This is a genomic window from Oceanobacillus sp. FSL K6-0251 (assembly GCF_038004725.1).
Classification (GTDB): domain Bacteria; phylum Bacillota; class Bacilli; order Bacillales; family Amphibacillaceae; genus Oceanobacillus; species Oceanobacillus oncorhynchi.
On the sequence record NZ_JBBORS010000001.1, the window covers coordinates 3,677,293 to 3,692,945 of the forward strand.

Annotated in this window: 18 protein-coding genes; all 18 read right to left on the reverse strand. The window is 40.9% G+C overall.

Features of this window, described 5'->3' with window-relative positions:
- Window positions 1-90: 90 nt before the first annotated feature.
- Window positions 91-2,610, reverse strand: coding sequence for a preprotein translocase subunit SecA (gene secA / locus MKY45_RS18350; RefSeq protein ID WP_256704978.1), 2,520 nt, complete (start codon window positions 2,608-2,610; stop codon window positions 91-93).
- A gap of 356 nt (window positions 2,611-2,966) precedes the next feature.
- Entirely contained in the window at window positions 2,967-3,113 is a 147-nt protein-coding gene (locus MKY45_RS18355) for a hypothetical protein (protein WP_175297008.1), read from the reverse strand.
- 413 nt (window positions 3,114-3,526) lie between these two features.
- Window positions 3,527-4,081 carry a ribosome hibernation-promoting factor, HPF/YfiA family gene (gene hpf, locus MKY45_RS18360; protein ID WP_042530193.1) on the reverse strand — a complete coding sequence of 185 codons (555 nt, stop codon included), beginning with the start codon at window positions 4,079-4,081 and terminating at the stop codon, window positions 3,527-3,529.
- 310 nt (window positions 4,082-4,391) lie between these two features.
- Complete coding sequence (locus tag MKY45_RS18365) at window positions 4,392-4,745, reverse strand: flagellar protein FliT (protein ID WP_042530191.1); 354 nt, start codon at window positions 4,743-4,745, stop codon at window positions 4,392-4,394.
- Window positions 4,745-5,146 carry a flagellar export chaperone FliS gene (gene fliS, locus MKY45_RS18370; RefSeq protein ID WP_256704979.1) on the reverse strand — a complete coding sequence of 134 codons (402 nt, stop codon included), beginning with the start codon at window positions 5,144-5,146 and terminating at the stop codon, window positions 4,745-4,747. Before fliS ends, MKY45_RS18365 begins: the two co-directional genes overlap by 1 nt.
- A gap of 19 nt (window positions 5,147-5,165) precedes the next feature.
- Entirely contained in the window at window positions 5,166-6,698 is a 1,533-nt protein-coding gene (locus MKY45_RS18375) for a flagellar hook-associated protein 2 (protein ID WP_256704980.1), read from the reverse strand.
- A 12-nt stretch (window positions 6,699-6,710) separates the two neighbouring features.
- Window positions 6,711-7,070: a flagellar protein FlaG gene (flaG, locus tag MKY45_RS18380; RefSeq protein WP_256704981.1), complete on the reverse strand. Its 360-nt coding sequence runs from the start codon at window positions 7,068-7,070 to the stop codon at window positions 6,711-6,713.
- Window positions 7,071-7,197: 127 nt separating this feature from the next.
- A complete protein-coding gene (gene csrA / locus MKY45_RS18385; RefSeq protein ID WP_256704982.1) occupies window positions 7,198-7,422 on the reverse strand; it encodes a carbon storage regulator CsrA in 225 nt (74 codons plus the stop codon).
- Window positions 7,422-7,868: a flagellar assembly protein FliW gene (gene fliW, locus MKY45_RS18390; RefSeq protein WP_256704983.1), complete on the reverse strand. Its 447-nt coding sequence runs from the start codon at window positions 7,866-7,868 to the stop codon at window positions 7,422-7,424. The genes csrA and fliW overlap by 1 nt, the downstream gene beginning before the upstream one ends.
- Before the next feature lie 12 nt (window positions 7,869-7,880).
- Complete coding sequence (locus MKY45_RS18395; RefSeq protein ID WP_256704984.1) at window positions 7,881-8,444, reverse strand: DUF6470 family protein; 564 nt, start codon at window positions 8,442-8,444, stop codon at window positions 7,881-7,883.
- Between the two features lie 178 nt (window positions 8,445-8,622).
- Window positions 8,623-9,504, reverse strand: coding sequence for a flagellar hook-associated protein FlgL (flgL, locus tag MKY45_RS18400; protein WP_341173222.1), 882 nt, complete (start codon window positions 9,502-9,504; stop codon window positions 8,623-8,625).
- 9 nt (window positions 9,505-9,513) lie between these two features.
- Window positions 9,514-10,989, reverse strand: a complete 1,476-nt coding sequence (gene flgK, locus MKY45_RS18405; protein WP_256704985.1) for a flagellar hook-associated protein FlgK — start codon at window positions 10,987-10,989, stop codon at window positions 9,514-9,516.
- An 18-nt stretch (window positions 10,990-11,007) separates the two neighbouring features.
- Window positions 11,008-11,490 (reverse strand): flagellar protein FlgN, encoded by a 483-nt coding sequence (locus MKY45_RS18410; protein WP_052484912.1) that lies wholly within the window; start codon window positions 11,488-11,490, stop codon window positions 11,008-11,010.
- Window positions 11,491-11,517: 27 nt separating this feature from the next.
- Window positions 11,518-11,781 carry a flagellar biosynthesis anti-sigma factor FlgM gene (flgM, locus tag MKY45_RS18415; protein ID WP_042530177.1) on the reverse strand — a complete coding sequence of 88 codons (264 nt, stop codon included), beginning with the start codon at window positions 11,779-11,781 and terminating at the stop codon, window positions 11,518-11,520.
- Window positions 11,782-11,855: 74 nt separating this feature from the next.
- Entirely contained in the window at window positions 11,856-12,278 is a 423-nt protein-coding gene (locus MKY45_RS18420) for a TIGR03826 family flagellar region protein (protein WP_042530176.1), read from the reverse strand.
- A 218-nt stretch (window positions 12,279-12,496) separates the two neighbouring features.
- Complete coding sequence (locus MKY45_RS18425) at window positions 12,497-13,174, reverse strand: ComF family protein (protein WP_042530173.1); 678 nt, start codon at window positions 13,172-13,174, stop codon at window positions 12,497-12,499.
- Window positions 13,171-14,580 (reverse strand): DEAD/DEAH box helicase, encoded by a 1,410-nt coding sequence (locus MKY45_RS18430; protein WP_042530171.1) that lies wholly within the window; start codon window positions 14,578-14,580, stop codon window positions 13,171-13,173. Before MKY45_RS18430 ends, MKY45_RS18425 begins: the two co-directional genes overlap by 4 nt.
- A gap of 96 nt (window positions 14,581-14,676) precedes the next feature.
- Window positions 14,677-15,519 (reverse strand): DegV family protein, encoded by an 843-nt coding sequence (locus tag MKY45_RS18435; RefSeq protein ID WP_042530170.1) that lies wholly within the window; start codon window positions 15,517-15,519, stop codon window positions 14,677-14,679.
- Window positions 15,520-15,653 lie beyond the last annotated feature (134 nt).

Here is a 15,653-nt window from a genome sequence, read left to right on the forward strand (position 1 = left end):
GCTCTCTGTTTCCCCCAGCCGGGTTTCCCCGCCAATAGCCGTTGTATCCACTATTGAACAGGGGGTTATTTCAAATGAATGCCGATTAGCTTATTGCTTACCATGACAGTTTTTATACTTTTTACCGCTGCCGCATGGACAAGGGTCATTTCGCCCTACGGTATTATTTTTCACAACTGGTTTTCTGGATTTTTTCTTCTGACCGTCACCGCCTCCAGAAACAGCTTGCGTATTTTTAACGACTTCCTGACGCTGCAGATTATCCTGAATCTGTGCTTTCATCACATATTTGGATACTTCCTCTTCAATGCTTGCAATCATTTCTTCAAACATTGTGAAGCCTTCCATTTGATATTCACGCAGCGGATCGTTCTGACCGTAGGCACGTAAATGAATACCTTGGCGAAGCTGATCCATCTGGTCAATATGGTCCATCCATTTTGTATCTACTGTGCGCAGCAGAATAACTTTTTCAAACTCAACAAACTGTTCCGGCGTAAGCTCTGCTTCTTTTGCATCATAACGGCGATTCACTTTTTCCATAATAATGCCGGTTATTTCTTCTGCTTCCTTATCCTGAAGCTCTGCCGTTGTCATATCACCTTGCTCTAATAGGTTACCTTCTATATATTCCACAATAGCATCCAGGTTCCATTTATCTTCATCATTATCCTGTGTATGTGTTGCAACAATTCGCTCTACAGTAGATTGAATCATATTTATAATGATTTCACGCAGGTTGGTTTCAGAATCAATGACGTCAAAACGCTGTTTATAAATAATTTCACGCTGTTCACGAAGCACATCATCATAAGACAGAACCGTTTTACGTGCATCGTAGTTATTCCCTTCCACACGCTTTTGAGCAGATTCTACTGCACGGGAAACCATTTTACTTTCGATTGGCTGGTCATCATCCATGCCAAGCCTTTCCATCATCGCTTTCAAATTATCTGAACCGAAACGGCGCATCAGCTCATCTTCCATAGATAAGAAAAATTGGGATATTCCCGGATCACCCTGACGTCCGGAACGTCCGCGGAGCTGATTATCAATACGGCGTGATTCGTGTCGTTCCGTGCCGATGACAGCCAGTCCGCCGAGGTCTTTCACACCGTCTCCTAATTTAATATCTGTACCGCGGCCTGCCATGTTGGTTGCGATGGTTACTGCACCTCGCTGACCGGCATTTTCAATAATTTCCGCCTCACGGAAGTGGTTTTTCGCATTTAGTACTTCATGCTTTACTCCCGCACGCTTCAGCAGCTGTGAAATCAGCTCGGAGGTTTCTACCGCTACCGTACCGACCAGAACCGGCTGGCCCGTTTCATGGCGTTCTTTGATGTTATTAACAACGGATTTAAACTTGCCTTCCATCGTTTTATAAATTTGATCTGCACGGTCATCTCTTTGGACTGGCTGATTAGTTGGGATAGCAATAACATCCATATTATAGATGCTTCTGAACTCTTCTTCCTCTGTTTTTGCTGTACCTGTCATACCAGACAATTTTTTGTACATACGGAAATAGTTCTGGAAAGTAATCGAAGCAAGCGTCATACTCTCATTTTGTATTTGTAAGTTTTCCTTCGCTTCAATTGCCTGATGCAGACCATCACTATAGCGGCGGCCTTTCATTTTACGTCCAGTAAACTGGTCGATAATAATGACTTCGCCTTCTTCTACCATATAATCCGTATCTTTATGCATGGATACGTGCGCTTTCAATGCCTGATTAATATGATGCGTTAAGGAAACATGTGATAATTCAAATAAATTTTCAATACTGAAGAATTTCTCTGCTTTATCAATTCCTTGTTCCGTTAATTGTACTGCTTTTGTTTTTTCCTCGAAGGTATAATCTGTTTCCTTTTGCAGTGTACGCACAAATCGATCTGCCTGCTGGTAGAGCGATGCAGATTTTTTTGCTGATCCAGAAATAATCAATGGCGTACGGGCTTCATCAATTAAAATCGAGTCAACCTCATCGATAATGGCATAATTCAATGGCCGCTGCACCATCTGTTCTTTATATAACACCATGTTATCTCTTAAGTAATCAAAACCAAATTCATTATTTGTTCCATAAGTGATATCTGCTTGATACGCTTTACGCTTATCTTCCTTGGGAAGACCATTGTGGTTTAAACCGACCGTTAATCCTAAAAAAGCAAACAGCTCTCCATTTTCTTTCGCATCACGATCTGCTAAATAATCATTGACTGTAATAATATGCACGCCTTCACCCGAAAGCGCATTAAGATACGCTGGCATCGTTGAAGCCAACGTTTTCCCTTCCCCTGTTTTCATTTCAGATATATTTCCATTATGCAGCGCTACCGCACCGACTAACTGTGTACGGAAAGGGCGCATTCCGAGCACACGCTTAGAGGCTTCACGAACAACCGCATATGCTTCTACAAGAAGGTTGTCCAATTCTTCTCCATTTGCGACCCGTTCCTTAAATTCCTCTGTTTTCTTCTGTAAATCATTATCTGAAAGCTTCTGCACCTCAGGCTCTAATGCTTCGATCTTGTCCACCTGTTTTTCGATACGCTTCACTTGTTTTTGATTTCCGTCACCAAAAATCTTCGTTAAAATTCCTGCCATTATGAACGCTCCTCAGTTAATTGAAACTTTTATTGCTTATAGAATTACACTTGATTCAAAATTATATGTCATATACCACTATTTAAAGGTAATGATATCGTAGCTGATAAATTTACCATGTCTGATAGGCAATAGTCAATATAAGTAATCATAACACTTCCTAAACCGTTATGACAACTTACATTGTCCGTTTCGTTCCCAGCAGGGTCTCTTTCTGACACAAGCTAATTATCTATATACTGACAGACCTCCTGCATGTATAAAAAAAAGAACTGAAATGTTGATTTCAGTCCTGAATGAAGTGATCTTCCGAGGGTGTTTTGCGAAGAGTAGTACCGATTATAGATACACTACTTTTAAACTTTTTCTTTTTGTTCAGAGGATATCTGTGCAAGATGCTTATTGAGGTTGCCTACAATACGTAATAGCTGCTGAATCGTATGCTCGTGCTGACTTACCCGCTGTTCCAATTCATCCAGCACTCGCTGTGTCGTATACTGCATTTGACTGCCCCCCCTTTACTTTCTAATTTATTTATACCACACGCCTTCTTTTCCAGCGAATCCGCAAACTCCATTTTTCAACAGCCAAAAACACAGTTTGTCTAGACAAACTGTGCTTTTGGCTGTAAAAATGACGCGTTTACCCGTATAAACTGAAAAAAAACGCCAGTTTGATGTTTTTTTCGACAAAATTTCATCGATTGGATAAAATTGATAAATTTTTTGGCTTATTTATTCTTCCTTTACCACAACAAAGCCTGTACATACGCACTTTGTGAGCTATTTCTATCATCGCTATATATTTTTTTCTTGATAAAAAAACTTTTTAGCCATCTCGTAAAAAAGCAGGATATTGCTCCCTCCATCGGAAGCAATATCCTGCTTTTTCTATTAATATACTATTTTATTTTGATTTAAACATGCGGTTCAATCAATCCGTATTTTCCATCACGGCGTTTATAAACCACATTGGTTTCTCCAGATTGATCATTAGTAAATACAAAGAAGCTGTGTCCAAGCATATCCATTTGCAGGATTGCTTCTTCAGAATCCATTGGTTTTAAGTTAAAACGTTTGGTACGTACTAATTCAATTTGATTTTCATTTTCTTCAGATGCCAGTTTTGCTTCTTTTTCTAATTCAGCAAAAGCATGCTTAGGAGCGCCGTTTTGTCTGAATTTACGATTGATTTTAGTTTTATGTTTGCGAATTTGTCTTTCTAATTTATCTACGGCTAAGTCTACAGCAGCATATAAGTCAATATGCTGTACCTCTGCACGCAGTAAGAGATTTGTCATTGGGATGGTAACCTCAATGCGCTGTTCATCATTATAGACACTTAGATTTACATGCACATCGCTAGTCGGAGCGGAATCAAAATATCTTTCCAGTTTGCTGATTTTCTTCTCAACATACTCTCGAATAGCGTTTGTAACCTCAATATTTTCGCCTCTAATATTAAATTTCATATAAGTGTCCTCCTTCTTTACTTTTATAAATATATTATAGCACTATTTCACAAACTTCTCTTGTCTAAACCCTTAATTTTCGTAAACGTTTTCTATTCATCCGGCCCAACCCCTGTACATGCAAGGGTTAGAAAGATTAAAATTTTTTGACAAAATTCGAAGTTATGTTTGAATTCGATTTACTAGAATCATATCCTTCTATTCTTTTTCTTCTCCACATCTAAGACAGAAAGTAAAGCATCCTCTCTTCTAAAAAAAGATAACCAGCTTGGCCATTGCTGATTATCTCTTTTTGAAAGGTAACAAACCTTTATTTTTTCTGATCTAAAAACATGCCGTCCATGCTTTGCATATTTTTATATGGATTGGAATAGCTTGATGTTGATTTCTTTTGCTGCTGTACCTGCTTCATTTCATTTTTTAAAGCAAAGAATATAAATTTTATCTTTTGCTCAATATCTTGGTTCATGTGGACGATTGCTTTTCCCAGCTTGTCTTCATCCTTTGTGTATGGAGGAGCTATTGCATCAAGCAGCTCTCCTCTCTCTTCCATCATTTTTTGAAAGGTATTGATAACCTCTTCCCGATTATGTGAATCAATATCCTGGGATAATAGCTGCTGCATGCTCTCTGTTAATTGGTAAATAGGTATGATCCGGTTCATCAGATGGAAGCACCCTGACTGTATTTCTGCTGACGATCCTTTAGAATGACCTGTTTCCAAACATCGCGAAATTCCTTTGCATAGCTGAGCGCCTCTTCTAACTTTTCGGTATCATTTTTTATATTCGCTTCTGTTAATAGATTATGCATATAGTCATATAACGGCATCATCTGATGAGAGATTTCCATATTCATATCCAATGTCACCATGAGTTCATTAATGATTTTTTGCGCTTTTTGGATGTTGGTATTTTTAGCAGCAAAATGGTCATTATCCATCTCTTTCCTTGCTTGTTTAATAAATTTAATACAGCCATTATAGAGCATCAGCGTCAGCTCTCCGCCTGATGCTGTATTAACGGCGTTATTTTGATAGGTTTGATATGCTTTATTACTACTCAAATTGCATCACCCTTCTTTCTTATTGTGCCAGTCCAGGAGCAAAATTCGACATCAGCATATCGGATTGCTGATTCATCATGGAAATAGCACGCTCCATCTCTGAAAATTGTCTCCAATAACGCGATTCAACTTTTTCCAAACGACGCTCGAAATTCTCAATTCGGCTGTTGATTTCTTCCATGCGCTTCCCTAGTGCATACCCATCTAAGGATACACTTGTTGCCGTGCCAGCACGCTGATTAATTTGACCGATTGTATCTTCCACAGCATCTTCCAGACGATTGATTAATCCTCTGCCTTCTCCTTCTGAACTGTTCGAGAAGAGCCTTTGTACACTTTCCGGATCGGCAGCAAGTGCATCCCGCAAATCAGCTTCATTAATAACAAGCTTCCCGCCATCCATATAATCAGATGACGTTTCAATTCCAATCTCTGTTAATGAAGTGAATGCTCCGTCATTTTTAACTGTTCCATACCAGCTTTGGCGCATATTAGTTAATCCACTAGATAAGAATGATTCTCCCCGCAGCATTCCGCTTTTTGCTTTTTCTTCCCAAAGTTCAATTTCACGCTCGGACATATCTGATTTTTGCTCATCTGTTAACGGAGGAAAATCACGGAAAACTTGTTCCCGCTGCGATTCATTAATTTTCTCAACAATTTCATTATAAGCTTCCACAAACTCGGTGATTTTTTCAACGGTATGGTCAATATCATTGGTTACGTTTAATGTTGCTTCGCCTTCTGTTTTATTTAAGAATTGGAAGGTGACGCCATTTAGCTGGTAGTGGTTATCCTGAGTTTCTACTTCATAGGCACCGTTGTATGTGAATTTTGCGTTTTGGGCGCCTTGTTCTCCACCTCTCATTACTCCATCTTCCACTTCTACCGGATCTTGACTTAGTCCTAATTGTGAGAAAAAACTTCCTTCACTATCATCAAATTCTATTTCTTTTCCATTCGGATTATAAACCCCGGTTCTTGTAGCTTCTATAATAACTTTATTTGAATTCTCATCATAAGTCATCCGAACTGGACTATCTACATCATCATTAATTCTCTTGACAACATCGGAAAGTTTGTCTCCATCCCGAATCTCATATTTATGTTCTTTAACCCCGTTATCTCCGTAAGAACTATCTTTTCCATATGTTTTAAATGTGATAGAACCAGTAATTCCTTGCTCACTTAAAGTCTTTTCAGTATCAAATTGAACTTCTTTAGCTCCAACATTAATCGCAGAGGTCGCTAACTGCTCCACATTAATCCGATACGTACCACTATTCGCACCAGCATTCCCCGTAGCACGAACCGCATCCTCCTGTGTCGAGGAAATAATTTTTTTATTAAAAGTTTCACTCAATTTCATATTCAAAATCATATTCTGATCAAAGTTGCCTAATAATTTATTAACGTCCCGGAAAGCATCACGTTTCCATTCCAGCTTTGTCCGGTCCTGATGCATTTTATCAAGCGGGATTCTTTCTGCGTTCATTAAATCTTTAATCATGGATTCTGTATCAATTCCACTTGCCAATCCGCCAATTCGCATATTCACTCACCTCTATATCTTTTTATTGATTAACAGGCCCATGAAGTCGGCCATTTCTGCATACATATCTAATAACTTTTTTGGAGGAATTTCTCGTATAACCTCGTCTTTATCTGCGTCTACAACAGTAACATAATACTTTTCCAATTTATCGTGCATTTCAAACTTTACATTTCTTCTGACCGGCTCTAAAAAGCCATTCATTTTTTCAATAACCTGCTCTACTTGTTCTTTGCTCACTGCTCTGCTCGCTTCTGTCTTGGTTGCTTCTATTTCTTTTGCTTCAGATGGTAAAGCAGCGGGGGATGTAACAGCCTTAATGGGATGAGGAATAAATGAAGGGTCCTGCACTCCAGTTTTATTTACAACCATCAGGTCACAACTCCTTACTGTTTATCTTTTATATCGGCTTCTTTTATGAAATGTAAAGGGTTAAATACAAGTTTTCTAGCATGATTGTCAGGTTTATCTGTACGATAATAAAAGAAGGACGTAAAAGTTATAGTTTTTCTCCTTTTAAGAAATCAAAGAGGGTTTGATCAATCTGTGCCGCTTGATTATTTTGGTTTTTGATATCTACATAAATCTCCTGCCGGTAGATATCTACTGACTTTGGCGCACGAATACCCAGTTTGACCTGATCCCCTTCAATCGCAATTACTTCTACTTCAATATCGTCACCGATTTGGATAGCTTCATTTCTTTTTCTGGAAAGTACAAGCATTATTTTTCCTCCTTTTCATGGGAAGGCCGGTTGATTGGCGTTCTGGATGAATACGCATCCGTTTGAAGGACGACCTGTTTTGCCAAGTTTTCTTTAATGTGAATCACAATTGGCGCTTTCAGGTTAATGGTGCTGTCCGTAAAAGGTTTATTTACAGTGACAATCGTATAGATAGCTACATCATTGCGATCTTTTATTTTTAAAAGGTCAATAGTAGAGGGTTCCAGTTCAAACACATAATCCTGATACAGATAATAGGGGTCGGTAATGATAAAAGCTAATTGCGCATTATCTGCCGATTGTAAAATATGAAACATCTGGTTATCTGGAAATTCCAGTAATACAAATTGTTTGGACTCTGAAAATCCGGGTATTCCGGATGGAAATGTAATTATTTTTGACTCATCGACTTCGATTTCACCTAAGTACGCTGATGTCATCTTCATGGTGCACACTCCTTATATTTTTGTATTGATTACTTCAATTGTTAACTCCGGACGCTGGGCGAGGGAGGTTTCTATGCTTCCAGGTGTATATTGCATGATTGGTTTATTTGCTCTTCCTTCAATCACCGGCTGATGTGTTTGCACCTGAATATCTAAATCTGCCGGTTCATAGGAAGTTTTTACAGCAAAGGTAGAAGGTATAAATGTAATCCCCAATCTTTTTTGCTCTGAAAATGCGTTTTCCATCGCCTGTGCCTTGATGGTATCTGCACTATTTTCAATGCGCATTAATGCATTGCCCTGCCGTGCTCTTCTGGCAGTCCCTTGAGCAGCCGCCTGTTCCCCGGCCTGCGCATTTTTGGCGATGCTTTTTTTCGCACTTAATAAATTCATGTCCTCCCATGCCTGGCTCTGATCGATGTTTAGCTTTCCTTGTTTCGTACGCATGGAGATTTCTGCTTTGGGCTGTCTGATGGTTAAATCACCAGACGTTTGTGACATATGTAATTGTGCCGGCTCTGTTTGAATTTGTATTTTTGCCGGCTGTGAATGCATTCTAATTTGTGGAATCTCCATCTCTTTTCCCTCTCCATCGCATGATTTAGAAAACATTGGCTTGGCTAAGCCTTTGAGTGAATAACATGCTCACATCCGTCTTATAAAAAAACTGTCCTATTTGCTAAAAACACCCTGCTCCAAACAACGTAGTGGGCAGGGTGTTTTATACGTAACAAACTTTCACGTGAACTTGTCCTTATCGTAAAAAGTCAACCAGAGAAGGCTGGATAATACGAGAACCTGCTGAAAGTGCTGCCCGATGTAGACTCTCTTGTGTAATCAGGTTCGTAATTGCCTCTGCAAAATCGACGTCTTCATTATCAGATAACGTTTTTGTCGTGACGATTTTTTGATCGGCTAAGCGGTTTTCGACAAGCTCTACCCGATTCATACGGGCACCGATTTCTGCACGTGAATCAAGAACGCCGCCAATCGAAGCTTCTAATTCGCCAATGCTTTCTTCGATACCTTCTCCGTCTACAAGGCGTGAAATAAAGCTATCTACCGTTGCAAATAAATCTCCATTCTCGCCAAAAACGGTAGATCCATCTGTATTTGCTTTTACGGTAATCCCGCTTGAAACTTCGATAACCACATCATCATCTGCAAAATCAACCGTCAGTTCTCCATCTTCGCCTATTGTTACTGGTTGTACATCCGAATTTGTACCGTTAAAAATATATTTTCCATTCACACTCGTATTCGCTATATCTACTAAATGCTCTTTTAATTGCTTTGCTTCTTCTACAATACTCTGGTATTCATCACTGCTGTTTGTCCCATTGCTTGCCTTTACTGCCAGCTCTTTTAACCGCTGCATCGCATGATTGGTCTGGTCAATGGCAGCATCTGTATTATCCAGCCAGCTGTTCACTTCAGAGGTATTCCGTTCAAACTGTTCGATTCGTGCTAATTTGGAACGGTAAGAAACGCCCTTCATCGCAATCATCGGATCATCAGAAGGCTTGGATATCTTTTTCCCCGTGTACAGCTGATCCATATATTTATTCATTTGCGTACTGTTATGTGATAAATTACGTAATAAGTTATTGGAAAGCATACTTTGAGTGACACGCATTTTTCTAACCTACCTTCCTACTAATCCCATTCGGTTGATAATTGTATCTATTAATTCATCCATCGCTGTCATTCCGCGGGCAGCTGCATTGTATGCATGCTGGAATTTAATCATGTTCGTCATTTCTTCATCCAGAGAAACTGCACTGATCGATTGACGCTGGTTATTGACCTGGTGCTGCAATGTCGCTGTATTATCCAGCATGGTGATGGCATGGTTAGCATCCACGCCGACTTCACCGATAATGGATTCCAGATAACCGTTCACAGAGACACCATCTAAATCCTCATTAGCACTTGTAAAAACATTCGACAAATCTCTTGCCAGGTCTCCTGAATTTCCTTCTCTTGACACATTAACTTCGGAACGGTCTTTTAAAGCAACTGCCATTTTCCCGGCAGCCCCCCGTGCATCAGTTAATTCTTCAAAAAATGGCAGCCCGGAATCCCCTTCTTGATGCAGTTCATTGATGCTGGTCACAATTGCATATGCCAGATTATCCAGCTTTTCAAGCATTTCCGGGAAATCGCCTTTTGCTACCGCGTTATCCCCTTCGCCCTCCGCATATCCGGAAGCATGTACATAGCTTTGGATAGTGCCTCTGGAGGATGTAATATCCACATCGCCTACATTAATGCTTTCAAAAACTTTCATTCCATTAATTTCTGTATAAACCGGGTCATCGATCTGCCGGGTTTCTCCTGTCACCCCATTTACGATATTCACCGGCTCACCGTCTGCAACAATGATATTCACAATGGCGACACCATCCCCCTGCTTCCCGCCCGGAATATGGTCTTTATTGTATGTCACATCAATATTCACAATTTCTGAAAGCTCATCCAAAATATTATCGCGTCGATCATATAAATCATTGGCAGTATACCCATGCGTTTCGAGCTTTTTAATTTGGGAATTGATATCTTTCAGGTTTTCAATCATACTATTTGCCTGATCAATTGTATTCTCTGTCTCCGTTTGTAAATCCGTACGAATCGTATTCATCGAAGACGACAGATGATTGAACGTATCAGCCAGCGCTTCCCCTCTGCTCAGGATGACTGCACGTCCCCCATTTTCGCCCGGGGTGGTAGATGCAGTCTGCAACGCACTCCAGAAATCACTCATTGCTGCTTCGATGCCTGAATCGCTCGGTTCATTCAATAAATTTTCCATTCTTGAAAGTGCCTCTGTCCGTTGAGACCAATAGCCTACAGAAGCATTCTCCGATCGAAATTGTGTATCTAAAAATTGATTGCGGATACGCTGTACAGACCCGGCTTCTACTCCGGTCCCCATCTGGCCAGGCAGATGCGGACTGTTCATCCCCGGCGTCGGGTAAGGATTCATCGCCTGCATATTAACGCGCTGTCTGGAGTATCCAGGTGTATTGGCATTGGAAATATTATGCCCGGTTGTATATAAAGCACTTTGCTGTGTACTCAGTGCCTGACGTGCCATTTCTAATCCTCGGAACGTGCTCATGCCTTCTTCTCTCCTTTTCTACGCTTTCGAATCAAATAAAGAACGGTTGGACATCTTATCAGAGGATGCAGTTCCGTAATTCATTGAGTTGATGGAAGGATTAACTAATTCCATCGAAAGCTGAACAAACTTCATCGATTCTTCCAGTAATGCTTTATTTAATTGCTCTTGTCTTTTTAGCTCTGTCATTGTATCCGTTAGTGCAGCCGCTGCATCTGCTGCCATTTTCTGCTCTTCTCCATCCAGCCTGTCCAAGATTTCTGTAATGGTCAGTGATGCTGCGGCATCAGGCTGTTCTTGATTCCATGCTTCTGCGGCTTCCTGTCTTTGTTGTTCCTGTTTCTCCAGTTGACGGATAAGCTTCTGCTCTTCTAAAAGCAATGCCTGAAATTCATCCAGCTTATTATTCGTCAAAGCTTCTGTCTTTCGCTTGGATAATCCCAGTAAATCTTTGTGTGTTGCGGTTAAATCATTCATTGCGTGAATCAGCTGTATGCCCACACCGTTTCCTCCTTTGACGGTATTCCCTTACTTACCAGTCCAAAAATCATGCATTTTCTGAGCAACCTTCTCATAATTTATTTCATATTGATTGCTCTCGATTTTTTGTTTTATCTCATTGACATATGCTGCCCGCGTTTCATTGGGCTGCTCCTGCTTCTGCAGCTTTTTCGCTTCCGGCGATATCTCAATACTGTCCTTCTTATATGCTTCAGACTCGACTGCCTGTTTATCCTTAAATGCCTGTTTATATGGATTAAAGTTGGTTGGATTTGGTCCATGTATTTTCAATTTCTGCACCCCTTCCAGTAATGCGTGATTTCTTTGGATACTGCATTACTCTTTCTTTGTTCGATTCTGGTATATTAATCTTTCTTCCATTCTCCTTTTGCATAATACGTTGTTTCACTTTCTTCTTTCAGCGCTTTTTCCTGAATGGATTCCACTGCATCATGCCGCTCCAGTTCTTCCTTCAGCTCTGTCTGGCAAGCATCACATAAAGTCCCTTCTGTAATAGGCCGTTGGCACCTTTCACAAGGATAGGACAAATTAGGGAAGTGAGAAGGCTGGAGCCTTTTTTCCCGGATAAATTTATGAAGAATACTTTCATCTACATCTATCGCCTCTACAATCTGCCCAATTGTAGCCATCCGGTTTTCCCGTTTTCTTAAAAAGTTATATACCATTCTAAAATCTTCTTCTTCTTTTTTATAGCATTCGTTGCATATTTCTCTAAATTGCTTCACAAACACACGATTACATCGTTCGCAGTTTGCCAGTTCTCCCATTGCCGTTTCTCCTCTCTGCTCTGCATATTGCCAGGAAGGAATTTATCATTTCATATTTTATTTTCACGAAATACTTTTGCCTACTTATATCATCGTCACTATTGCCGCTATTGTTAATAGTAAATTCGATTTATTTTACGTTCGTTACATTTATTATAACAAATCGTTTCGCAGTTTTGGGAGCAGTTCTATTATTCATCCTGTGCAGGCCTGCCCTTCTAACTTCGTGCTACTGTTAAGGAATACACTGCCGGGCAGCCGTGAAGCTTCAGCTGCTGTGCTGCCTGCCGGACAGTTGTACCAGTTGTATAAATATCATCCACAATCAAAGCTGGCTGCTGGAGGGCCTCTGTGATAAAAAAAGGATTCCCTCTTTTTAAACGCGACTTCCGATTTTTCTTTGCCTGCTTTTCCCCGCTGTTTCTTCCCAACGCATGCTTTACTGGAATATCAAGCATTTCTGCCAGAGCTAATGATTGATTAAACCCCCGCTCCTGCATTCGATTTTTACTTAATGGAATAGGCACGGCCGCTATGGATGGCGTAATCGAAGCAAATTGTTTTTCAAAAGCACGCTGCAGGTCCTTCCGAAAAACCTCTCTTAATACATAATCTCCCCGGAATTTCCATTGGGTAATCAGGTCACGCATCGTTTCATTATAATAGTAAATAGAATAATTCCCTTCTATATTTTCTCCTAATTGCCTCCACTGCTGACAATCAGAACAAATGGCGCCGTTCCACGCCCGGCTGCATACCTCACACCGCTTTCCAGAAATTATTTTGAGTTTTGCGGCACATGTTTCACAAAGAACCGAATTCGCTTCTATCGTCAGCCAATTCGACCATGTCAGGGGCTTTTCTAAGAGGGCATAGCAGTATAAACAAATATTCAACGCTTTCTCCCCCTTGCATTCATATCTAAAATCATCTGCCTGGCTTTTTCCATGGCATATGTTTTCCCATCATGGAAAAAGATAACCTCTCCCGATGGGTCATCCGCACTTCTTCCGGCACGTCCAGCAATTTGCACCAGTGCAGCTTCATTAAATACTTCATGGCCGGCACCCAGCACAACTACATCCACAGAGGGAAAGGTCACTCCCCTTTCCAGGATTGTTGTTGTAATCAAGGCGTGTAATTTCTTTTCCCGGAACTGGTTGATTTTTTCTTCTCGATTCTGATCCGCCGCAAAAACGATTTCTAATTCTTCTGCGGCTGCTATCGTATTGGTTTCAAGCAGGGAAGTGGAAATGACTTCCTTTAATTCCTTTGCCATGACGATTTCCGGCACGAATAACAGCAGCTGCCGCTTCGGATTTTTTCTCTGCGTAAGCCATTTTAATAAGACATGGGGAAGCTTTTTATTTGTCAGCTGACTGGTAAGGTAAAAGGAAAATTTAAATTTGGGGACAGGTAAAAGATGTCCATGGTAACGCAAAGGCACAAAAACATGCGGGAGTTTTCCAAGCTTCATTTGCAGCCTGAAGTTTTTACGAGGGGTGGCTGTGAGGTATAATGTCGTAGCCTGCTTCTTAACAGCTTGCTTGGCAGCATACATCAGGCTTCTATCTAAATAATAGGGAAAAGCATCTACCTCATCAATGATTAATACATCAAATGCCTGATAATAGCGCAGCAGTTGATGCGTAGTGGCTAAAATCAATTGGGACCTGCCAGTACGTTGCTCACTGCCGCCATAAAGAGCTTCTATGGTGATGTTTTGAAAAGCCTGTCTCATTCTGGGGAGTAATTCCCGGATAACATCGACGCGTGGAGAAGCCAGAGCAACACGATCCCCGCGCTTCAATGCCGCAGTAATTGCCGGGAACAGCATTTCTGTTTTGCCGGCACCGCAGACAGCCCAGCATAGATAGGATGGAATTATTTCGTTAACGGCTTGCTCCAGGTGCGCCGCAGCCCTGCTTTGAGCTGGCGTTAACTGTCCTTCCCAGGTTAACGGATTGGCATGCACCGGCCACCGTGCCTCTGCGCCATTCCAACTATACAACGGCTTGCATTCGCTGATCCTTCCCATTTGGATACAGTTCCGGCAATATAAATGGGTTTTCTGGCAAATTCCACAAGAGTATTCGGAAAAATAATGCATGGCTGTATTGCCGCAGCGAGTACATTTTGCTGCTCCTTTATTATTTTCAATTGCAGGAATTGGAATGAGCTGCTTCGTAGATCGGAGTACTTGAAAACAGGCTTGAGGTATGGGGACTTCATCTTCTAATAATCGTTTTCCGGATAAAGCCTGAGCGAGGAGTGCAGGGGTTAGGGGAATCTGTTTGTCCATACGTAATATAACACCTCCGTAAATTGTGGGGAAAAGCATCTATTTAGCAGAAAACTTCATTCAGTGCGCTTTTCTGCTGCTGAATGAAGTTTTATTCTATTTTTTATACCAAGCGACGCCAACAGCGCCTTGTCCGAGATGCGTACCAATAACAGGTCCAAAATAACTGATAGATGTTTCGATTTCCGAATGTTTTTCTTTAAAATCCGCTTCGAGCTTCTCGGCATAAGAACGGTCATTTCCATGAATAAACACTACGCGCAGTTCCTTGCCTCCGTCAACCTCTTCTTCCAGCATGGCAAGGATGCGGGATATCGCTTTTTTCTTCGTGCGGATTTTTTCAAAAGGAACAATCAGCTTATCCTCAAAATGAAGAATCGGCTTGATTTGTAACAGACTTCCTAATATCGCTTGGGCATTCGATAATCTTCCGCCTTTTTGGAGGTTCGTTAAATCATCCACCATAAAATAAGCGCGGGCTGATTTTTTTATTTCATCCAATCTCGCTAAAATAGCCTCTGCGGATGCTCCATTTTGAGCCATTGCCGCAGCTTCAAGCACATAAAAGCCCTGCAGCATACAGCTGATTTCCGAATCGTAGGCATACACATCGATTCCTTCCACCATGTCACCTGTACTTACCATGGTCTGATAGGTTCCGCTTATTCCGCTCGATAAATGAACCGAAATAACAGCATCATAGTCTTCTGCTAATGCTTCTAATTTTTTCGTCATCTCGCCGACAGACGGCTGTGAGGTACTTGGCAATTCTTTGGCGTCAGCAAGCTTCCGGTAAAACTCCTCCGTGGTAATATCTAATTCTTCACGATAGGATCCATCCGGGAAATTGACACTTAACGGAACCATATGAATATTATATTTCTCCCGTTCTTCCGGCGTAATATATGCTGTACTATCTGTCATAACAGCAACTTTCATAGGCAATTACCCCTTTTCTTTTCTGTTACTATACTGTCTTGTTTCTGTATATCCTCATAGAAAACGGCTTACTTGACATTATTCTACACGAAACGGCTGTAAAAATCGAATGCTTTCCGGCAAGATGAACGTCT